Consider the following 20957-nt stretch of genomic DNA (forward strand, 5'->3'; position numbering starts at 1 on the left):
CCCGTGCCCCTGACCGTGCATGAAGAACTGGCCTGCGTGGAGGGCTGCCGGGTCAAGTGGTTGCAACTGGCTTTCATGCTGGTGCTCGCGGTGTTCGTCGCACTGGCGATGAAGCTTGTGGGCATTCTGCTGACGGTGGCCATGCTCACCATCCCGGCTGCGGCAGCGCGGCGTCTGGCGCGCACGCCGCTGCAAATGGCGCTGGGCGCGGTCGTGATCGGAGCCATGTCTGTCGTGCTCGGCATGCTGGCTTCGCTGCATTCCGACGCGCCATCCGGACCCGCCATGGTGGTGGTTGCGGCGGCCTTTTTTCTGCTGCTGCGCGCGGTGCCGGCGCGGGGGTGAGGGCAGGGCTTTTTCCACGAACCGGGCAAGGGCGCACGTCGTCCGAGATAATCCACAAACTTCTCTCAACAATGCCCCGGGCCGGCGGCCCGGATGCTGTGCCGCCTTACCCGTCACCCGATGAACAAACCCTTCGAAGCCATCCCGGACATCCAGAGCACGATCGACGATCGCCATATCGCCATTCAGCGCGTGGGCATCAAGGGCTTGCGCTATCCCCTGAACGTGCGGTTGCGCGACGGCAGCATCCAGCCGAGCATCGCGCAGGTCACCGCCGACGTGGCGCTGCCGGCTGACAAGAAGGGCACGCACATGTCGCGCTTCGTCGAACTGCTTGAAGCCATGCCCGAGGCGATGGACGGCGCCGCCTTTGCCAACTTGACGCGGCAGATGCTGCCCAAGCTGAACGCCACTGCGGGACGGCTGGAATTTGCGTTCACCCTGTTCCTGCGCAAGACCGCGCCGGTGTCGGGGGTGCAAAGCCTGCTCGACTACGAGGCTGGCTGGATTGCGCAGGCGCGTGGTGAGCAGATCAAGTTGATCGCCAGGGTCGTGGTGCCGGTCAAGTCGCTGTGCCCGTGTTCGAAGGAAATCTCGGACTATGGCGCGCACAACCAGCGCTCGAACATCACCATCACCGCCGAGCTGCTGCAGCCGGTGGCGCTGGAGGAACTCATCCGCATCGCGGAAGAAGAAGCCTCGTGCGAGATCTGGGGCCTGCTCAAGCGTCCGGACGAAAAGTACGTGACCGAGCACGCCTACGAGAACCCCAAGTTCGTCGAGGATCTGGTGCGTGATGTGGCCGCACGGCTCAATGCCGACCCGCGCATCGGGCATTACGTGGCCGAGGCGGAGAACTTCGAGTCCATCCACAACCACTCGGCCTACGCGCTGATCGAGCGCGCCTAGCGTGCATCGCGCTGCGCCTTGAGACGGTAGATCAGATCGAGCGCCTGGCGCGGGGTCAGGGCGTCGGGGTCGGTGGTGTCCAGGGTGTCGAGCAGGTCCTGCACCGCGGCGGGAACGGCGGGCATGGCTTGCTCCTCCCGCATCGCCAAGGCGTCGCTGTCTGCCGGTGCGGCAAACAGATCGAGCTGCGCCTGCTGCTGCCGGTGCTGACGCTCCAGCGCATCCAGTCGTTTGCGCGCATCGCGGATCACAGCAGGTGGCACCCCGGCGAGTTGTGCCACCTGCACGCCATAGCTGCGGCTGGCCGGGCCCTCCTGCACCTCGTGCAGGAACACGATGCCCTGCGGGGTTTCCGCCGCGCCGACATGCACATTGGCCGCGTGTGGATGGCGCTGCACCATCTCGGTCAGCTCGAAATAGTGCGTGGCAAACAGGGTCAGGCTGCGGTTGCGGTCGTGCAGGTGCGCGGCGATCGCCGCGGCCAGCGCCAGCCCGTCGAAGGTGGAGGTGCCGCGGCCGATTTCATCCATCAGCACCAGGCTTAGCGGCGTGGCCTGGCGCAGGATGGCTGCGGTCTCGGCCATCTCGACCATGAAGGTGGACTGCCCACCGGCTAGATCGTCCGAGGCGCCGATGCGGGTGTGAATCGCATCCAGCGGCCCGATGCGTGCGCTGCGCGCCGGAACGAAGCTGCCCACATACGCCAGCAGTGCGATCAGCGCGGTCTGCCGCATAAAGGTGGACTTGCCGCCCATGTTCGGCCCAGTGAGGACCAGCAGGCGGCGCTGCGGGTCCAGCCGGCAGTCGTTGGGAATGAAGCGATCGACCCGGCTTTCGATCACCGGATGCCGCCCGGCCTCGATGTCGATACCCGGTGTCTCCACCAGCTCGGGGCAGACCCAGCCGTAGGTGCCGGCGCGCTCGGCCAACGCGGCGAGCAGATCGAGCAGCGCCACGGCCTGCGCGGCGCGGCGGATGGCAGGCAACTCGGGCTGCAATGTGTCGATCACGCGGTCGAACAACACTTTCTCGCGCGCCAGCGCGCGCTCCTGCGCTGATAGCGCCTTGTCCTCGAAAGCCTTGAGTTCTGGAGTGATGTAGCGCTCGGCGCCCTTGAGGGTCTGGCGGCGGCGGTAATCCGGCGGCACCTTGTCGGTCTGGCCGTGGGTGACCTCGATGAAAAACCCGTGCACCTTGTTGTATTGCACCCGCAGATTGGCGATGCCGGTGCGCGCGCGCTCGCGCTGTTCGAGTTCCATCAGGAAACCGCCGCAATCGGTGTCGATGGCGCGCAGCGCGTCTAGCTCGGGATCGAAGCCGGGCGCGATCACCCCACCGTCACGCAGGTTTACTGCAGGCTCGGGCGCAATGGCGCGGGCGAGCAGTTCGGCGGCAGTCGGCGGCAGGTCGAGCTGCTGGTCGATGGTGCGCAGCGTTGCCGCGCGCTCGAACGCGGCAGCCTGCGCGCGCAGCGCGGGCAGGCGCTGCAGGCCGTCGCGCAGTGCGGAGAGTTCGCGCGGCCTGGCCTGCCTGAGCGCAATGCGCGCAGCGATGCGCTCCAGGTCGGCCATGCCCCGCAGCGCAGCGCGCAGCGCGGGCAGGTCGCCATCCAGCAGCGCCTGCACCGCGGCATGACGGCTGCGGGAGAGGGCAGCATCCCGTGGCGGGGCCTGCAGCCAGTCGCGCAGCAGACGGCTGCCGGCGGCGGTCTGGCAGGTGTCTAGATGCGATAGCAGGGTGGGGCCATCATCACCGCGCAGCGGCTGCAGGATTTCCAGGTTGCGCCGTGCCGCGGCGTCCAGCCGCAGGGTGTGTTCGGCGCGCTCGACCCGCAGGTCGGCCAGCAGTCGCGGCAGCGTATCGCCCTGGGTCTGCTCGGCATAGGTGAGCAGCGCGGCCGCCGCGGCCTGTGCGGCGCCCAGCGCCTGCGCGCCATAGCCGTCCAGATGCGCAACCTGCAGCTGCGCACACAGCTTGCGCAGCCCGAGTGCGGCGTCGAAATGCCAGTCTGGGCGGGTGGTGGTGAAGGGCCACGGCGCCATCTGTGGCAACGGCTGGTTCTGCGGCCACAGCACTTCGGCCGGGGTGATGCGCGCCAGCCAGTCGGGCAGGGCGTCGGCGTTGCACTGTGCCAGCGTGAGCACGCCGCCGCTGAGCGCCATCCAGGCCAGTCCCCAAGCGTCACGTGGCTTTTTTGCCGGGGCAATGGCCAGCAGCACCGCGTCGCGTTTGTCGTCGAGCAGGGCTTGGTCGGTCAACGTGCCCGGCGTGACCACGCGCACCACCCGGCGTTCGACCAGGCCCTTGGTCTGCGTCGGGTCGCCGATCTGCTCGCAGATCGCGGCGGATTCGCCCAGCTTGACCAGCTTGGCCAGATACCCGTCGAGCGCCTGTACCGGAATGCCGGCCATGATGACCGGCTCGCCGGCGGACTGTCCGCGTCGGGTCAAGGTGATGTCGAGCAGGCGCGCAGCCTTTTCGGCATCGGCATAAAACAGTTCGTAGAAATCCCCCATGCGACACAGCAGCAGCGCATCCGGGTACTGTGCCTTGATGCGCAGATACTGCTGCATCAGCGGGGTGTGTTGGTCAAGCGGTGCACTCAATGGAACGATGAACGAACGAAGAGCACGAATGGTGCAATGGGGTGGATGCTGCGGGCGCAGCGGGTCGGTGCCAAGGCGGGTTGCCTGCGCAATGGGCCGCGGCGCGGCAAGCGCACCATCGTACCCTGCCGCCCGTGCCTGCGCCGGCAATGCCCCTGTCGCTGCGGCCCCGACGTACTGCAGGGACAATTCTTTCTTTCTTTCCCGAAGCACACGAGACCACCGATTCCGATGCACTCCCACTCCTTACGGCAGTTCTGGCGTGACTGGCGCAGTGGCGAACTACGGCTGCTGTTCCTCTCCCTGGTGCTGGCGGTCGGCGCGCTGTCGGCCGTGGGGTTTGTCGCACAGCGTCTGCAGGGCGCACTGGTGCGCGACGCGGCACAGCTCATCGGGGGCGATGTGGCGGTGGTCAGCGATCAGCCAATCGCGCCGATCTACCTGGACAAAGCCCGCGCCCTGGGGCTGCGCCTGACACAGACCGCGGTATTCCCGAGCATGGCATTGGATATCAGCGGCGATCGCACTCGGCTGGTCGCGCTCAAGGCCGTGGGCGAGCACTACCCGCTGATCGCGCAGGTGGTGCTGCGTGCTGGGCTGCAGGGCCCGGAGGAGTCGTGCAGCGGCCCGCCGACGCCGGGAACCGTATGGGTGAATGCCAGTGTGCTCGGCGCGCTACGGCTGCAGGTGGGCGATGTGCTGCAACTCGGCAATGCGCGGTTTCGTATCGCGGCGGTCCTGGTGCGCGAGCCGGATACCGGCGCAGGGTTCGTCAATTTCGCCCCGCGAGTGATGATGAACCGTGCCGATCTGCCCGCCACCGAGCTGATCCAGCCCGCCAGCCGGGTGACCTACCGCCTGCTCGTCGCGGGGCCGGCGCAAGCGGCGGCAGACTATGCCACCTGGGCGCGACTGCAGATCCGTCAGACCGCCGCACGCGGCATGCGAGTGCAGACCGTGGCCGACAGCGGCCCGGCACAGGAGCAGACGCTCAAGCGTGCGGCCGACTTTCTGCATCTCGTCGCCCTGATCACCGCCTTGATGGCGGCCGTGGCCGTGGCGCAGTCGGCGCGCGACTTCGCCCGCAGACGGCTGCAGCCCTGCGCGGTGTTCAAGGCGCTGGGTCTGCGTCAGGGTGTGCTGCTGCGTCGCTACGCCGCCGAATTCCTCTGGCTGGGGGCTCTGGCGGCTGCACTGGGTGTACTGCTCGGGCTGGCGGCTCAGGCGGCGATGATCGGCTTGCTGCACGGCCTGATCCAGGTGCAGGTGCGCGAGCTGCCAGCGCCCGGCTGGATGCCGGCGCTGTTTGCCGCTGCCACCGGCATGATGCTGCTGCTCGCATTCGGCCTGCCCGCCATCCTGCAACTGGCGCGCGTGCCGCCGCTGGCCGTGCTGCGCCGCAGCCTGGGGCGTCTGCAGCCTGCACCGCTGTTCACAGTGCTCGCCGGTGTGACGGCGTTCGCAGTGCTGCTTTGGCTGCAGGCGGGCGACCTGCGGCTGGGAGCGATTGCCGCTAGGGGCTTTACCGGTCTGGCACTGGTGTTTGCGCTGCTGGCCTGGCTGATCACTCTGGGCTTGCGGCGCTGGGTTCGTGGTCATGCCGCGCCTTCCCGGGGCCTGGGCGCACTGCTTCAAATGGCCGCACGGCAGTTAGCAACGCGACCGGGCAGTGCAGTGATCCAGATCACCGCGTTGAGCCTGGGGCTGATGGCGCTGGTGCTGCTGGTGTTGATGCGCACCAGTCTGATCGACGCCTGGCGGCAGTCCATCCCGGCCGACGCGCCGGATCGTTTTGTCATCAACATCCAGCCGGCGCAGACCGCCGCGTTCTTGGCCGCCTTGCGTCGGGACGGGGTGACGCACCCCGACTGGTATCCGATGCTGCGCGGGCGGCTGGTGGCGATCAACGGCCGCGCCGTGTTCGGCCGCGACTATGACGACATCCGTGCCCGCGATCTGATCGACCGGGAGTTCAACCTCTCCGCCAGCGCCACCCTGCCCAAGGCCAACACCATTGTGGCTGGCAACTGGGAGGCCACTGCCGGGCCGCACGCGCGAGGTCTGTCGGTCGAGCAGGGTATTGCCAAAACCCTGGGCTTCAAGCTGGGCGACACCCTCACTTTCGACATCGCTGGCCAGCGCGTGACCGCGCCAATCACCAGTGTGCGGCATGTGGACTGGAATTCGATGCATGCCAACTTTTTTGTGCTGATGCCGCAGTCGATGCTCGAAGGCCAGCCCGTCACCTATCTGGCGGCCTACCGCGCCCCGGGCGATGCGCAGCGCATGGACGATTCCCTGGTGCGGCAGTTTCCCAACCTCACCGTGGTGGACATGGGCAGCCTTCTGGCGCACCTGCGCAAGCTGATCGCCCAGGTCATCACCGCGGTGCAGTTTCTGTTCCTGTTTGCGCTGGCAGCAGGGCTGCTGGTGCTGGCGGCGTCGCTGGCGCTGTCGCGCCAGGACCGGATGCGGGATATGGCCGTCTGGCGAGCGCTGGGGGCGTCGGCGCAGATGTTGCAGCGCATTGCGCTGCTCGAAATGCTGTGGGTCGGTGCGGTTGCCGGACTGCTCGGTGCTGCCGGAGCGGCAGCGGTCAGCGCTGCGCTGGCGCACTGGGTGTTTCAGTTTCCGTGGCAGCCGCCGTGGCTGTTGTGGCCTGCGGCCATGCTCGCTGCTGCGTTGCTGGCCATGCTTGCCGGCTGGTGGAGTCTGCGCGATTTGCTGCGGCGTGCGCCTGGGCAAAGCCTGCGGCAAGCTTGAAAGCGCGAAAGTTTGACGCGAAGCAAGCCTTGCAGCCGCTTCTCTCCCATAATCGCGCACTCCGCTGCGTCTGTCGTCTATCTGTTCACACCCGAGCGAACTCGTCATGTCCATTGCCGTCACTCCCATCTCTACCAACCCTGCGGCAGCCGAACTTCAGACCCCTTACCAGCGGCTCGGCGGCGAGGAGGGGGTTCGCAGGCTGGTCGACCGGTTCTACGATCTGATGGACCTGGAGCCGCGCTACGCCGATCTGCGCGCCATGCACCCGACGCACTCGGACGAAACCCGCGACAAGCTGTTCTGGTTTCTCAGCGGCTGGCTGGGCGGACCCGATCTGTATTCGCCGCGTTTCGGCCACCCACGTTTGCGCATGCGGCATTTCCCCTACGCCATCGGCACCAAGGAGCGGGATGACTGGATGGCCTGCATGCTGCAGGCCCTCGATGAGCTGCAGATCGAGCCTGAATTGCGCCGCCAGCTGCACGAAGCCTTCGCCGGCACTGCCGACTGGATGCGCAACAAGGCCGAGCCCGGCAACATGCCTGCAGGCAATGTGGTGCACCGCTGACCCGGTGCGCGACAAGCCCCGCCGTTCAGGGCGAGTTCGGTGCGCCGCGAGCAAGGCGAGAAGAAACTCGGCTATGCAGGTTTGTGCAAGCTACTCACCGAATGGCGCAACGACCCTGAAACCGCAAGGCAGCCCGGATGGCCTGTGGACCTGGCCGCTTTGGCGGCCGGAAGCAGGAACCCACCGAAGCGACTCAGGAGCGGCACCATGTCGCGCCTGAGCGCAGTAGCGTAGTAGGAATCTTTGGCTTCCCGCGCAAGCGGTGGCTGAAGGCCAAGGGCGGGGAGGATGTCAGGATCGTCATCTTTCAGGCAGAAAGCAACCTTTCCCAAAGGGTGGGATAGAGCATCCTTTCTTGCACCCCTTCTGCGATTGCGAGGAGATCGTGCCGGGGAGCCTTCAGACGTTTGCCTGTGCAGCTCAGTGTGCCGAATCAACCGCGCCGCACTGAGCGCAGCAGCAACACCAACGCACCGGCGCCGCCGTTGCTTGGCCGTGCCTGTACATAGGCCAGGACTTCGTCACGCTGCATCAGCCAGCTGCGCACCTTGTGCTTGAGCACCGGCTCGCGCAGTGGCGAGCTCAGCCCCTTGCCGTGAATCACCCGCACGCAGCGCCACTCCCTCTGTACCGCGGTGCGCAAAAACTGCCCGAGGACCTCGCGCGCCTCGTCACGGCGCAGGCCGTGTAGGTCGATTTCGCTCTGGATCACCCAGTGGCCTCGGCGCAACTTGCGCAGGATGTCGGAACCGATGCCATTGCGCCGCCAAGACAGGGTGACATCGGTTTCCAGCAAATGATCCAGATCGAGTTCGTCAGACATTGCCTCGCGCAGCACAGCCTGCTCGTCAAGCATGTGCTGTCTGGGAATTGGCTGCGGCGCAGACGTCCGCAGACCTGCCGGCTGCGGCCAATCTGCGCGGCGCAGCGGCTGCACCCCCGCGGTGGCCGCACGAAACAGCGCGCGGTCGGTCTCGGTGGGCAGGGTTTGGGCCACAGCAGCGGGCGCATGGCGCGCCACGGGTGGTGGTGGCGGCGGCTGGCGCAGCCGACGCCGCAGTTCGCTCAGCGTGTCCAGATGCCGTGGCTTGGGCGCTGCGGGCGGTTTCACAGCAGCCCACGCTCCGCAAAGGAGAACACGCTCTGGCGCGTGACCACCAGATGATCGAGCACGCGCACCTCGACCAGCGCCAACGCGGCCCGTAACGTCTGGGTCAGCGCGCGATCCGCTGCAGAGGGCTCATCTACGCCGCTGGGATGGTTGTGCGCGAGGATCAGCGCGGCGGCGTTCAGGCGCAGCGCGGCCTTGACGATTTCGCGCGGGTAAACGCTGGTGTGCGCCAGGGTGCCGCGCGATAGTTCCTCAGTGGCGATCAGCCGGTGCTGGTTGTCGAGAAACAGCGCCGCAAAGATTTCCACCGACTGCGGGCCCAGCCACAACCGCAGATAGTCGCGTACCGCAGTCGGCGAGTCTAGTAGGGTCTGCTGCTGCATTTGCTCGCTGAGCGTGCGCCGCGCGAGTTCGAGCACAGCGGCGATTTCCGCGTACTTGGCCGCGCCCAGACCCTTCACCTGGCGCAGCTGCTGGGACGGTGCATTGAGCAGTCCGTGCAGACCGCCAAAGCGCGCGAGCAACGCCGCGGCCAGGTCGATCGCGCTTTGTCCGCGCACCCCGGTGCGCAGCACGATGGCGACCAGCTCGGCATCGGCCAGGGCCTGTGGGCCGCGCGCCAGCAGCTTTTCGCGGGGACGGGTCTCGGCAGGAAGATCGGCGATGCGCGTGGCCATATGCGGGGTTCCACCTAAAATGCAGGCGCATCTCGCAGATGCGGCGGTCGTGTCTGCGTTATTTTGCCTGCGCCACCACACCGTGCCCTGCGTTCAAGCCGATTCCTATCTCACCCTGCATTACCGCCTGAGCGACCCGGCAGGGGTGGATGCGGTCAACACCTTTGGCCTTACTCCGGCCACGCTCACTCTGGGACAGGGGCAACTCAGCCCGGCGCTCGAAAAGCTGCTGATCGGGCTGGAGGAGGGCACGCACACCCGCTTTGACCTGCCCGCCGGTGCCGCGTTCGGCGCCCGTCTGCCTGGATTGCTGCGCTGGGTGTCGTGCGATGTGGCCGAGCAGGCGCGTGAACGCCCCGGGCCGCCGCCGCAGGTGGGTGATGTGCTGCGCCTGCGTCTGCCCATGAACGGTGGCGATCCCGGTCTGCTCACGGCGCTGGTGCGCGAGGTAGACGAGGCGCGCGACGCGCTCCTGCTCGACTTCAATCACCCCCTGGCGGACTGTGCGACCACATTCGAAGTCCACATCCTGGCCGTGCTGTGACCATGCCCATGTCCGATCCGTCCGAAGCCGCGGCTCCGTCTGGACAGCCGCTGGTTCTGCTCGCCAACCCGCGCGGATTCTGCGCCGGGGTGGATCGCGCCATCACCATCGTCGAACAGGCGCTGATGCGTTTTGGCGCGCCGATCTATGTGCGCCATGAAATCGTCCACAACACATATGTGGTCAATGATCTGAAGTCCAAGGGCGCGGTGTTCGTCGATGATCTGGAACAGGTGCCCAGCGGCGCGACGGTCGTGTTTTCCGCGCACGGCGTCTCGCAGGCCGTGCGGGCGCAGGCGCACGCGCTGGGACTGCAGGTGTTCGACGCCACCTGTCCGCTGGTGACCAAGGTGCATGTCGAGGTGGCCAAGCTGCGCCGCAATGGGTTTGAAATCGTGATGATCGGCCACGCCGGGCATCCCGAGGTCGAAGGCACGATGGGGCAGGCCGAAGGCATCCATCTGGTGCAGAACGTGGAAGACGTCGCCCAGTTGCCAATCGCACCGGACGCACCGCTGGCCTATGTGACGCAAACCACGCTGTCGGTGGACGACGCGGCCGAGATCGTGGTCGCGCTGCGTCGGCGCTTTCCGCAGATCCACGAGCCAAAAAAGCAGGACATCTGCTACGCCACGCAGAACCGGCAGGATGCGGTCAAGGTCCTCACCCCGCAGGTCGATGTGCTGATCGTCGTCGGCAGCCCCACGAGTTCCAACTCCAACCGACTACGCGAGGTGGCGCAACGCCTGGACAAGCCGGCCTACATGGTCGATTGCGCCGAAGACCTGCGACCTGAGTGGATCGCCGGCGCCGCGCGGGTCGGGCTGACCGCCGGTGCCTCCGCGCCCGAGGCATTGGTCGAGCAGGTCATCGCCCGGTTGCGGCAACTCGGCGCCGTGTCGGTACGCAGCATGCAAGGCGTGGCCGAGTCCGTGCAGTTTCCCTTACCGCGCGGCCTGGCAGCCAAGGCGGCGCGCTGATTCTTCCTATCCCCGCCCGTCGCGGGCGGCTTTCCTCTCTCATCTGCCAATATGCTCGACATCAACCTGCTGCGCAAGGACCTGTCGCAGGTCATCCAACGTCTGGAAACCCGCAAGTCACCGCAGCCCTTCCTCGATGTTCCCCGCTTCGAGGCGCTGGAATCCGAACGCAAGACTCTGCAAAAACGCACCGAAGACCTGCAGGCCAGGCGCAATCAGCTCTCAAAGCAGATCGGCTACGCCAAAGCCAGGGGCGAGGATGTGACACCGATGCTGGAGGAGGTCGGGCGCATCAAGGCCACGCTGGAGACCGATGCCGCCCGGCTGGAGACACTGCAGGCCGAACTGCACGACCTGCTCATGGCCGTGCCCAATCTGCCCGCCGAGGATGTCCCTGTCGGAGCCGACGAGACGGGCAACGTCGAACTTCGGCGTTGGGGCAACCCGCGGACATTTGACTTCCCGGTGCGCGACCATGTCGACATCGGCGCCAGGTTCGGCCTGGACTTCGAGGCCGCCGCCCGCATGTCCGGCGCCCGTTTTGCCGTGCTGTGTGGCCCAGTCGCGCGGCTGCACCGGGCGCTCGCCCAGTTCATGCTCGATGTCCACACCACCGAGCACGGCTACACCGAAGCCTATGTGCCCTACATCGTCGCATCACCGGCGTTGCGGGGCACCGGCCAGCTGCCCAAGTTCGAGGCAGACCTCTTCCCCGTGCAGCACGGCGACGGCGAGAACCATTACCTCATTCCTACCGCCGAAGTTCCGCTGACCAATCTGGTGCGCGAGCAAATTCTTGATCCCGACCAGCTGCCGCTGCGATTCGTGGCGCACACCCCGTGCTTTCGATCCGAGGCTGGTTCGGGCGGGCGCGATGTCCGCGGCCTGATCCGCCAGCACCAGTTCGACAAGGTCGAACTGGTCTGGATCACCCGGCCGGAAGAATCCGCAGCTGCTCTGGAAACCCTCACCGCACACGCCGAGGCCATCCTGCAGCGGCTCGAACTGCCCTACCGTACCGTCGTGCTGTGCACTGGAGATATGGGGTTTGGCAGCGCGCGCACCCACGATCTCGAAGTCTGGTTGCCGGGGCAGAACACTTACCGCGAAATTTCCTCCTGCTCCAACATGCAGGCCTTCCAGGCCCGACGCATGCAGGCGCGCTATCGCACCGAAAGCGGCAAACCAGACCTAGTGCACACCCTCAACGGCTCGGGCCTAGCCGTGGGCCGCACGCTCGTCGCCGTTCTGGAAAACTACCAGCGTGCAGATGGTGGCATCGACATTCCGCAGGCGCTGCGACCCTACATGGACGGCCAGGCCGAGCTGCAACCCGCAGTTTGATATATACTCTTATGCTTTTCGGGTGACCGGAAACTAGGAAAGGTGGCAGAGTGGTCGAATGTACCTGACTCGAAATCAGGCGTAGGCGCAAGCCTACCGAGGGTTCGAATCCCTCCCTTTCCGCCAGAATTCATCCAAGTCGATCCCTCAGAGGGTGTAGACGTAATGATTTATGTGGCCAGTCTAGTGGCGAGGATACGCGCTTTGGCCAGCCAGACCCACGCCAGTGGGGCCCCAGTTTGATCTGTCATGGTGTGCCATGAGGCGGCGGGGGCGCCCGTTCCAGGCATGCGTGCGCTCGACAACCCAGCGCTTGGCTTGCACCACGAAGCCCTTGGCCACAACCTGTGGCCACAGAGGCTGCTGAGCGTCTTGCCAAGTGCCCGTGCCGCGGTTGCCGGGGTGGCGCACGACCTCCACGTTGATGCCGTGGGTATCTTATAGTAACAATGTTGAATGTTATTTAACAGGCCGTTGAAAAACTACTGCGGTGGGCCATCTGCGGCGTTGCACGGTGCGCGCTGCCTCGCCTATCTATTTGATATGTCTCGGTCGCTGCGCGCCGTGCGCCTTGCATCTGGCCATCCTCGCGACGTTTTTCAACGGCCTGTTAATGCCATCGCTCCGGCCCTCTGAACTCCACGCGGGCGCGCCTCAGTAAAGACGGCTGAAAAAGCGAATACATCGTCGGGCCGGATCAAATCACGGCGTTTGTTGCGCCGCATGCTTCACTCTCAAAATTTCGACGGTGCGAGCCTCGGCCAGCACACGATAAAAAACGATGTAGTTCTTCGGATGCACGACCAGTTCGCGCAACCACTCGGGCAAGCCCGGTCGGCCCTGTCGGCCAAGCTCTGGATGCTGTGCAAGCGGCTTGGTTTTGTCGCGCAGATCCTGCCCGAAGCTCTTGGCCCGCGTCGGGTTGTCCTTACCGATGTAGCGCACGATGGCGCACAAGTCCTCGCGTGCCATTGGCCGCCATTCAATGCGGTAAGGCTTGGCCGTCATGCGCGTTTTTTCTTCGGCAAGGCGGCAATGTCGGCGTCCATCTCGGCCATGACTTCATCGTGCGGAATGCTCGGCCGTGGGTCGTCAATGGATGCCTGAATCTCGCCGGCCAGCCACTGGTTATAGGCGGCGGCCTTATGTGCGCCGCGCATTGCATCGGCCCTGCCTCGGTTGCCGGCGCCCGGCTCCTTGTCGGCCGGGTCATATTCGCTCGCGTCGAACTTGCCTACCGTGATGCCAATATCACGCAGCACATTCAACGCGGCCAGCGGGTTGCCAAACCGGCGCGGTTCGGTGCTTCGGGCCTTCGACAACACGGCACTGGAACCGCTGCGGGTGGCGATCTGAACGAGGAATGCCCCGCCCTGTCCTTTCAAGGTCACGCCAGACACGCCGCCGGCGTTACTTGCAGCGCGTAGCTGCTCTATGGTCATGCTTTGCATGGTTGGCTCCTTGTGGTCTGCCGTCTGAAACATGGTTCATTGTGTATGTAATCAAGGAAACGTGCAAGCGTTTTACTCAGCAACCGATAAGTAGGGCGACAACAGTGCAAGCGTTCATGCGGGTTCCAAGCACCTTTTGAACGAGAAAATCTTGCGCCTGGACGTTATCTGCTCTCAAGAATGCGCGCAATCATGTGCACGGTTCTTTTATGCGCACGTTTCCTTTCCTGCCCCGACGTGTCTTGCTGACCACCTTCGTCTCTGACAGGCGTGACTTTCCCGACGACAGCAGAGACCTTCTCTGCCGCAGTGCCGCCGTTGCCGGACGGACTCGCCGCGGGTAGGGCCGTTGCGGTGGCCAGCCGTTGTAGATTGCGCGCGGCGTTGTGGTCCCGGTCATGGCTCATCCTTATATGGATGCCTCCCGGCGATCAAGTCGCAATTGGCGTTGTGTTGTGAAGAAGTCTGCCGCTGGCCATGAGCTATGGGCAGGTTTTCCCATCGAACCCGCTGCTCGAGACCCTCGCCCGCGCACTCAGCAGGCAGGCGCAGCCTTATATCCGCGCGGATTTGCTCATGGCCCCGGGGTTCTCATCGCCGCTTCGTCCACCGGGCTGACACGCACGCCAACCTTGAGCGTGTGTTCGCCGCCGCCACGAATCACGCCGCGCAGCGGCGACACATCGGCGAAGTCGCGGCCTATGGCGATGCGCACGTAGTCGGCTGCGGGCTGGCGGTTGTTGGTGGGGTCGAATTCCACCCAGCCGTTGACCGGACACCACACCGCCACCCAGGCATGCGAGGCGTCGGCGCCGACCAGTTGTTCTTCTCCGGGCCGGGGATGTGAGCGCAGATAGCCGCTGACGTAGCGCGCGGCCAGCCCGAGGCTGCGCAGTGCGGAAATCATCACATGGGCATAGTCCTGGCAGACCCCTGCGCGCAGTTCTAGCGCCTGCGGGGCGCGCGTTTGCACTTCGGTGCTGTCGGGGTTGTAGGTGAAGTCGGCGTGGAGGCGGCGCATCAGGTCGAGCGCGCCATCGAGCAGCGGCCGTCCTGCGGAAAAGCTGGGCTGGGCGTAGGCGGCTGCTTGCACAAACAGCGGAGAGAAATGGGTGCCGAAGGTGTACTGGGCCTCGGCCACATAGGGCTTGCCCGCGCGGTAGAGCAGTTGTTCGCGCACGGCGTCCCAGGGCGGGCTGGCGGCCCAGTCCGGGGTGGGCGGCGTGCGTACCCGCACTAGGCTGACAGCGCGCACGCTCAGAGTGTCGTGCGGGCTGTAGTAGGCGAAGAACTCGCGCTGGTTGCCAAACACATCGACATCGCTGTGGCGATGTTCCGGCACGGGTTGAATCTCGCACACGAAGTCGAGGCGTTGCTGCGCCGGGTGATCGAGCGGGCACAGGTGAGCAAGGTGGTACGCCAGCTCCACCGGGGTCGCGTAGGCGTAGGCGGTTTCATGCACCACGCGGTAGAGCACGTCGTCGGCCGCGGGCGGCGCAGGGGCGTCGGGTGGGAGCGTGTTCATGGGGTGCAGAGGCAGGGCGCTCAATACCCGCCCAAGGTGCGATCGGGGGCATTGGCGTGGGCGAAGTAGCGGCGGCTGATCTCGTCGGACAGGCGCCAGGCGTTGTCCATGGCCTGGGTGAGGGTGAGATCCAGCCAGTTGTAGTGGGGCTCGTTGGTATGGGCGCACAGCTCGGGCAGATGCCAGTCGTCCGGATCGGGTGCGAGCGCGAGCAACGCGGCCTTGTCCTCGGCACTGGCTGGCAGCTTGGCCATGCGCGCCCGCAGGGTCTGCGCCACCCAGCCCAGCGCGCGGGGGTTTTCGCGGTCGAGCATGAGCAGGTCGAGCAGGGGCGGAATTTCCAGCCGATTCTGGTAGAGCGCGCGGTAGGTGATGATGCTGTCGAACAGGGCCAGCAGCAGGTTGAAGCCGCTGTCGCTGTGCACCGCGCCACTGCGGAAGGCCACGATGAGCGCGTCGGCAAGCAGCACCAGCCGCTCGATGTGACGGCCGATGCTCAGCAGCCGCCAGCCGTCGTCGCGGGTCATGCGGTCGGTCTGCGCGCCGGTGATGGCGCTGAGCATCTCGGTGAGCTGTTCCAGCCCGCGCAGCGCCTGGGTGGATTGGAGTTCCTCGCGCCGCACATCCGCGGGGAGAAGTTCGAGCCCGGTGGCCGACGCGATCCACTGCCGGTGGTCGCCGCCCAGCCGCTCACGCACCTGCGCAGCGGCGTTGCCCAGTGCCTGCAGATTCTGCACGATGCCGCCTTGATGCAGCCCTGGCCTTAGGCCGCGCACGATGCAGCGCTCGAAGCCCTGCGGGTTGTCGCCGAGTTTGGGTGCGTCCTGCGCGATCAGGCCGGTGCTGCGGCACCATTGGTCGAGCATGTCGCGCACGGTAGGGCCCAGATCGTCGTCGCCTGACAGCGCACCCAGGGTGATGCGCGCCAGCCGCACGCTGAATTCGGCGCGCTCGCTGTAGCGGCCTAGCCAGTACAGGTTTTCCGCCGCGCGGCTGGTGACCACGCGGTGGTGGTTGACCAGGTCTTGCGGCCGCATTGGCGCGGGCAGCAGGGTGGAATCATCCACTGCGTCGCCGGTGATGATCCAGGCGTCCTGGCTGCTGCCACCACGCTGCATCGACACCGTGTTGCCGCCAGGCGGCGCAGTGCGCACCAGCCCGCCAGGCAGCACCCGCCAGCCGCCCTGGCCGTCGGAAATGGCATAGGCCCGCAGCATGGCCGCACGGGCGGCGAGGCGGTCATTGCTCCACACCGGCACATGCGGCAGGGGTTGATACTGCTGCAGCGTAACCAGTGCCGGGTTGGACTGCACCCGCTCGCGCCACGGCGGCAGCTGCCCAAAGTCCAGGCTGGCCATCACGGTGGGCTCGAAGCCGCAATCGGCATGCACCGGCTTGACCACCCAGGCGCGCAGATCGTCCAGCGGCTTGTCGCACACACCCGGCTCGCCGCACCACCAAGTGGGCAGCGACGGCAGCTTGAGCGGCTCGCCCAACAGGGTTTCGCACAGCTTGGGCAGAAAACCCTGCACCGCGGGCGATTCAAGAAAGCCCGCGCCCAGCGCGTTGGCCACGAGCACTTGGCCCGCGCGCACCGCCTGCAACAGGCCGACGACGCCGAGCATCGAGTCCGGACGCAGTTCCAGCGGGTCGCAGAAACTGTCGTCCAGGCGGCGCAGCACCACATGCACCGGCTCCAGGCCGCGCAGGGTCTTGAGAAACAGCCGGTCCTCGCGCACTGTGAGGTCGCTGCCCTCGGCCAGGGTGATGCCCAGGTAACGCGCCAGATAGACCTGCTCGAAATAGGTTTCGCTATACGGGCCGGGGGTGAGCAACACGACGCGACTGCCTACGCCGCCAGGCGACAGCCGCAGTAACGTGTCCATCAGCAGCCGGTAGCTGGCGGCCAGACGCTGCACCTTGAGCTGGCTGAACGCCTCGGGGAACAGACGGGAGATGAGGATGCGGTTTTCCAGCAGATAGCCTAGGCCGGACGGCGCCTGCACCCGCTGGTTGACCACGCGCCACACCCCGTCAGGGCCGCGTGCCAGGTCGAACGCGGCGATGTGCAGCCAGACATTGCCTGGCGGCACGTGGCCATACACCGCGCGCAGATAGCCGGGGTGACCCTGCACCAGCGCGGGTGGCAGCAAGCCCTCCTTGAGTGTGCGCTGCGGGCCGGTGTAGATGTCGGCCAAGATGGTGTTGAGCAGCGCGGCGCGCTGTGCGACTCCGGCAGAAATCTGCTTCCAGGAGGCGGAGTCGACCAGCAGTGGGAACAGATCGACCGACCAGGCCCGTACCGCCTGCGTCGCGTCGGCGTGGACGTTGTAGGTCACACCATCGTCGTGAATCTGCTGCAGCAACTGCTGCTGGCGGGTGCTCAGGCTGTCGAAGCCGCCTGGGCCGAGCAGCCGAAAAAATTGGTCCCACAGCGGGGCCAGCGGCGCGCCCGCCATGCCATCGGACACACCGCCACGCAATTCGTCCCAATGTCCGGGGATGACGGGGGGCGCTAGGTCGCGGGCGAGCGCGGCGCAGTCGTCGCCCGGATTGGACTGGCCCTGCGATTGGGATGGAGACTGGAACAGGCTGACCATATGGCATTGTGGCATGCGGGGGATGCAGACACGGCACAGCGCATCCCCCGATTCCGGTCAAACTTCACGCTCCAGTTCGCAAATCCAGGGTGAAGGGAAATTCCAGGCTGGCATGCGCCGGTGCCACCCGGATGCGGCCCGGGGTGTGGCCCATGCGGAAAAAGCGCGACAGGCGGCGGCTTTCGGCCTCGTACGCGTTAATCGGGAAGGTAGTGGGGTTGCTGCCGCCTGGATGCTCGACATGGTACTGGCAGCCGCCGAGCGAGCGTTCCATCCAGGTATCGACCAGATCGAAGGTCAGCGGGGCGTGCACGCCAATGCCGGGATGCAGCGCCGAGGGCGGACGCCACGCGCGGTAGCGCACGCCGCTGACGAACTCGCCGCTGCGCCCTGTGGGCTGCAGTGGCACCGCGCGGCCGTTGACCGTGAGCACATGGCGGCTGTCGGTCAGGCCGTTGATTTTCACCTCCAGGCGCTCCAGCGACGAATCGACATAGCGCACCGTGGTGCCCGCCGCCCCCTCTTCGCCCATGACGTGCCAAGGTTCGAGCGCCATGCGCAGTTCCAGCTTCATGCCGCTCACCGCGTAATCGCCCAGCAGCGGGAAGCGGAAGGTGTGATGCGGGGCGAACCACTGCGGGTCGAAGTCGAACCCGGCCTCGCGCAGTTCGGTGAGCACGTCGTCGAAATCCATGGCAATGAAGGTGGGCAGCAGGAAGCGGTCGTGCAGCGCCGTGCCCCAGCGCTGCAGTGCGGCGGTGTAGGGCGTGCGCCAGAAGCGGGCGATCAGCGCGCGCAGCAGCAGCTGTTGCACCACACTCATGCGGGCATGCGGTGGCATCTCGAAGGCGCGCAACTCCAGCAGGCCGAGCCGCCCGGTGGGGCTGTCGGGGCTGTAGAGCTTGTCGATGCAGAACTCGCTGCGATGGGTATTGCCGGTGACGTCGATCAGGAGGTTGCGCAGGGTGCGATCGACAAACCAAGGCGGTGCGTCGATGCCGTAGCGCGCGCGGTTGGCACGCAGCTCGGCCAGGGCGATTTCGAGTTCATAGACCTGATCGTCGCGCGCTTCGTCCACCCGCGGCGCCTGGCTGGTGGGGCCGATGAACAGGCCCGAGAACAAATAGCTCAAGCTGGGATGGTTGTGCCAGTAGGCGATCAGGCTGGCTAGCAGATCGGGGCGTCGCAAGAAGGGGCTATCGGCCGGGGTGGCGCCGCCGAGCACCACATGGTTGCCGCCGCCGGTGCCGGTGTGGCGGCCGTCGAGCATGAATTTCTCGGCGCCTAGGCGGGTTTCAAACGCGGCCTGATAGAGGAACTCGGTATGGTCGACCAACTCGGCCCAGTTGTGCGCCGGGTGGATGTTGACCTCGATGACGCCGGGATCGGGCGTGACCTGCAGCAGGTTCAGACGCGGGTCATGTGGGGGCGGATAGCCTTCGAGTACCAGTTTGACCTGCAGGCGCTGCGCGGTGGTTTCAATGGCAGCGAGCAGGTCGAGATAGTCTTCCGCCGAGGTCAGCGGCGGCATGAATACATACAGAATGCCGCCGCGCGCCTCCACGCACAGCGCGGTGCGCACAACCCAGCCGGCAGACTCAAAGCGTTCGGGCTGTCGGCCATGTCCCGGGCGCCTGCGCTGACCATCGCCGCTGGACAGCGGCACGGTTCTGGTGCCAGTGCTCCGGCGTGGGGCAACCGCGTCCTGGTTTTGCACCCCGACGGTGCCGCCCTCGGCGTAACCGCTCCGAATGCGGTGCATCGGGCCGTACTGGGTGCGCAGCGCGACGGCTTCGGGCAGAGGCTGGCGTGACGCGAACGGGTCTTGTGCCCAGTCGGAGGCGCGCTCACCCTCGGTGGCCCAGGGCAGCGAGTCGAGCGGCAGCCGCCAGCCCATCGCCGAGTCGCCGGGGATCAGATACATACGTTCGTCGCGGAAGAACCACGGGCCGGAGACCCAGCGCGGGCCGCCCAGCGAGGCGCCGGGCATCTCCGGTTCGCGCCGGATCGGCAGGGCGTAGCCGGTCGGCGTTTTCAGCCCCTGGTCGAACACTTTACGCAGACGGGCGCGCTCGAGTTCGTCTTCGACCCGCGAATCGAATGGGTCGACGTTGACCGGCAGGCGGCGCTCACGCCACAGGTAGTACCAGGTGTCTTCAAAGCCGGTCTGCACATGGGCGGGATTGACGCCCAGGGTGTCGACCAGGGCGAGGATGAAGGTGTGTGCGTCGAAGTGGGTGGCGGTGCCGCCTTGCCGCTCGTCGGCGAACAGGGCCGGGTTGTGCCAGCAGGGCTGGCCGTCGCGCCGCCACACCGCCGACAGCGCCCAGCGCGGCAACTGCTCGCCCGGATACCACTTGCCCTGGCCGAAGTGCAGAAAGCCGCCGGGGCCGTAGCGCTTGATCAGCTTGCCAATGAGTTCGGCGGCGTAGCCGCGCTTGGTTGGGCCCTGCGCGTCGGTGTTCCACTCGGGCGCGTCGCGATCAGTGGTGGCAACGAAAGTGGGTTCGCCGCCTTGGGTGAGGCGCACGTCGCCATTCTTTAATTCCTGATCGACCAGTTCGCCCAGGGTGAGCACGGCCTGCCACTGGTCATCGGTGTAGGGCTTGGTGACCCGTGGTGACTCGAAGATGCGGGTGACTTCCATGTGATGGCTGAACTCCACCTCGCATGCGTCGATCAGTCCTTCGACCGGCGCGGCGCCCGAGGGTTGCGGGGTGCAGGCCAATGGGATGTGGCCTTCGCCCGCGAGCAGGCCGGAAGTGGGGTCGAGGCCGATCCAGCCGGCACCGGGCAGATACACCTCGCACCAGGCGTGCAGATCGGTGAAGTCGGCCTCAGGCCCGCTGGGGCCGTCGAGCGCCTTCACGTCGGGCGTGAGCTGGATGAGATAGCCGGAGACGAAGCGCGCCGCCAGCCCCAGATGGCGCAGCACCTGCACCAGCAGCCAGCCGGTGTCGCGACAGGAGCCGCAGGCGCGTTCAAGAGTTTGTTCGGGCGTCTGTACCCCAGGCTCCATGCGAATGGTGTAGCCGATGTCGCGCTGCAGCTGCTGGTTGATGTCCACCAGAAAGTCGATGGTGCGGCGCGGGGTGCGGTCGATGCTGCCCAGCAGCGCCTCCAGCCGCGGGGTCAGCGGATCGGCGGCCAGATAGGGGCCGAGTTCGTGCCTGAGTTCCGGGGTATAGCTGAAAGGGAATCGCTGGGCCTCGGGTTCGAGAAAGAAGTCGAACGGGTTGTACACCGCCATTTCGGCCACCAGATCGACCGTGATCTGCAGCAAGGTCGCCTTTTCTGGAAAGGTCAGGCGGGCCAGATAATTGGCGAATGGGTCCTGCTGCCAGTTGATGAAATGCTGTGTCGGCTCGACGCGCTGGCTGTACGACAGGATGGGCGTGCGGCAATGCGGCGCAGGGCGCAGCCGTACCACATGCGGCGACATCCCGACCGGACGATCGAAGCGGTAGGTCGTGGTGTGCGTGAGCTTGACGTGGATGGACATCCGGGCACCTTGGGTAGGGGAGGAAACGC

General features: G+C 66.2%; 15 protein-coding genes, 1 tRNA gene and 1 pseudogene. 8 read left to right on the forward strand and 9 right to left on the reverse strand.

What is annotated here, in order from left to right; translation table 11 throughout:
- The first annotated feature begins 3 nt into the window (after positions 1 to 3).
- Together ACZ47F_RS10990 and folE2 are read left to right on the forward strand one after the other, a co-directional pair.
- The gene (locus ACZ47F_RS10990; protein WP_464924756.1) at positions 4 to 345 is read left to right on the forward strand and encodes a metal ABC transporter permease; all 342 of its coding nucleotides are present in this window, start codon (positions 4 to 6) and stop codon (positions 343 to 345) included.
- Positions 346 to 465: 120 nt separating this feature from the next.
- Complete coding sequence (folE2, locus tag ACZ47F_RS10995; RefSeq protein WP_464924757.1) at positions 466 to 1254, forward strand: GTP cyclohydrolase FolE2; 789 nt, start codon at positions 466 to 468, stop codon at positions 1252 to 1254.
- Here the strand turns inward: folE2 and mutS are convergent.
- Complete coding sequence (mutS, locus tag ACZ47F_RS11000) at positions 1251 to 3827, reverse strand: DNA mismatch repair protein MutS (RefSeq protein ID WP_464926625.1); 2577 nt, start codon at positions 3825 to 3827, stop codon at positions 1251 to 1253. The genes folE2 and mutS overlap by 4 nt on opposite strands.
- A 264-nt stretch (positions 3828 to 4091) precedes the next feature.
- Here mutS and ACZ47F_RS11005 point away from each other — a divergent pair, with 264 nt between their 5' ends.
- Together ACZ47F_RS11005 and ACZ47F_RS11010 are read left to right on the forward strand one after the other, a co-directional pair.
- The gene (locus tag ACZ47F_RS11005) at positions 4092 to 6623 is read left to right on the forward strand and encodes an ABC transporter permease (RefSeq protein WP_464924758.1); all 2532 of its coding nucleotides are present in this window, start codon (positions 4092 to 4094) and stop codon (positions 6621 to 6623) included.
- Positions 6624 to 6729: 106 nt separating this feature from the next.
- A complete protein-coding gene (locus ACZ47F_RS11010; RefSeq protein ID WP_464924759.1) occupies positions 6730 to 7194 on the forward strand; it encodes a group II truncated hemoglobin in 465 nt (154 codons plus the stop codon).
- Positions 7195 to 7627: 433 nt separating this feature from the next.
- On the opposite strand, the gene ACZ47F_RS11015 is transcribed toward ACZ47F_RS11010, so the two are convergent.
- Positions 7628 to 8305 (reverse strand): Smr/MutS family protein, encoded by a 678-nt coding sequence (locus ACZ47F_RS11015; protein WP_464924760.1) that lies wholly within the window; start codon positions 8303 to 8305, stop codon positions 7628 to 7630.
- On the reverse strand, positions 8302 to 8982 hold the full coding sequence (gene radC / locus ACZ47F_RS11020) for a RadC family protein (RefSeq protein ID WP_464924761.1): 681 nt from the start codon (positions 8980 to 8982) through the stop codon (positions 8302 to 8304). Before radC ends, ACZ47F_RS11015 begins: the two co-directional genes overlap by 4 nt.
- An 82-nt stretch (positions 8983 to 9064) precedes the next feature.
- Between radC and ACZ47F_RS11025 the strand changes: the two genes are divergently transcribed.
- The 4 genes from ACZ47F_RS11025 (at position 9065) to ACZ47F_RS11040 (ending at position 11976) form a co-directional block, all read left to right on the forward strand.
- Entirely contained in the window at positions 9065 to 9526 is a 462-nt protein-coding gene (locus ACZ47F_RS11025) for an FKBP-type peptidyl-prolyl cis-trans isomerase (protein WP_464924762.1), read from the forward strand.
- Positions 9527 to 9534: 8 nt separating this feature from the next.
- Positions 9535 to 10506: a 4-hydroxy-3-methylbut-2-enyl diphosphate reductase gene (gene ispH / locus ACZ47F_RS11030; RefSeq protein ID WP_464924763.1), complete on the forward strand. Its 972-nt coding sequence runs from the start codon at positions 9535 to 9537 to the stop codon at positions 10504 to 10506.
- Between the two features lie 51 nt (positions 10507 to 10557).
- Complete coding sequence (serS, locus tag ACZ47F_RS11035) at positions 10558 to 11850, forward strand: serine--tRNA ligase (protein ID WP_464924764.1); 1293 nt, start codon at positions 10558 to 10560, stop codon at positions 11848 to 11850.
- Positions 11851 to 11886: 36 nt separating this feature from the next.
- Positions 11887 to 11976, forward strand: a tRNA-Ser gene (locus ACZ47F_RS11040).
- 44 nt (positions 11977 to 12020) lie between these two features.
- Here the strand turns inward: ACZ47F_RS11040 and ACZ47F_RS11045 are convergent.
- From ACZ47F_RS11045 to ACZ47F_RS11070, 6 genes and pseudogenes are all read right to left on the reverse strand, one after another.
- Positions 12021 to 12282, reverse strand: a pseudogene (locus ACZ47F_RS11045) (IS5-like element ISCARN14 family transposase); the annotation flags it as partial.
- Positions 12283 to 12552: 270 nt separating this feature from the next.
- Positions 12553 to 12858, reverse strand: coding sequence for a type II toxin-antitoxin system RelE/ParE family toxin (locus ACZ47F_RS11050; protein ID WP_464924765.1), 306 nt, complete (start codon positions 12856 to 12858; stop codon positions 12553 to 12555).
- A complete protein-coding gene (gene relB / locus ACZ47F_RS11055) occupies positions 12855 to 13301 on the reverse strand; it encodes a type II toxin-antitoxin system RelB family antitoxin (RefSeq protein WP_464924766.1) in 447 nt (148 codons plus the stop codon). The genes ACZ47F_RS11050 and relB overlap by 4 nt, the downstream gene beginning before the upstream one ends.
- 574 nt (positions 13302 to 13875) lie before the next feature.
- Positions 13876 to 14826: a transglutaminase family protein gene (locus ACZ47F_RS11060; RefSeq protein ID WP_464924767.1), complete on the reverse strand. Its 951-nt coding sequence runs from the start codon at positions 14824 to 14826 to the stop codon at positions 13876 to 13878.
- 20 nt (positions 14827 to 14846) lie between these two features.
- A complete protein-coding gene (locus tag ACZ47F_RS11065; protein ID WP_464926626.1) occupies positions 14847 to 17426 on the reverse strand; it encodes a circularly permuted type 2 ATP-grasp protein in 2580 nt (859 codons plus the stop codon).
- A 64-nt stretch (positions 17427 to 17490) separates the two neighbouring features.
- Positions 17491 to 20928, reverse strand: a complete 3438-nt coding sequence (locus tag ACZ47F_RS11070; protein WP_464924768.1) for a transglutaminase family protein — start codon at positions 20926 to 20928, stop codon at positions 17491 to 17493.
- Positions 20929 to 20957 lie beyond the last annotated feature (29 nt).

The organism is Thiomonas islandica, assembly GCF_055383445.1.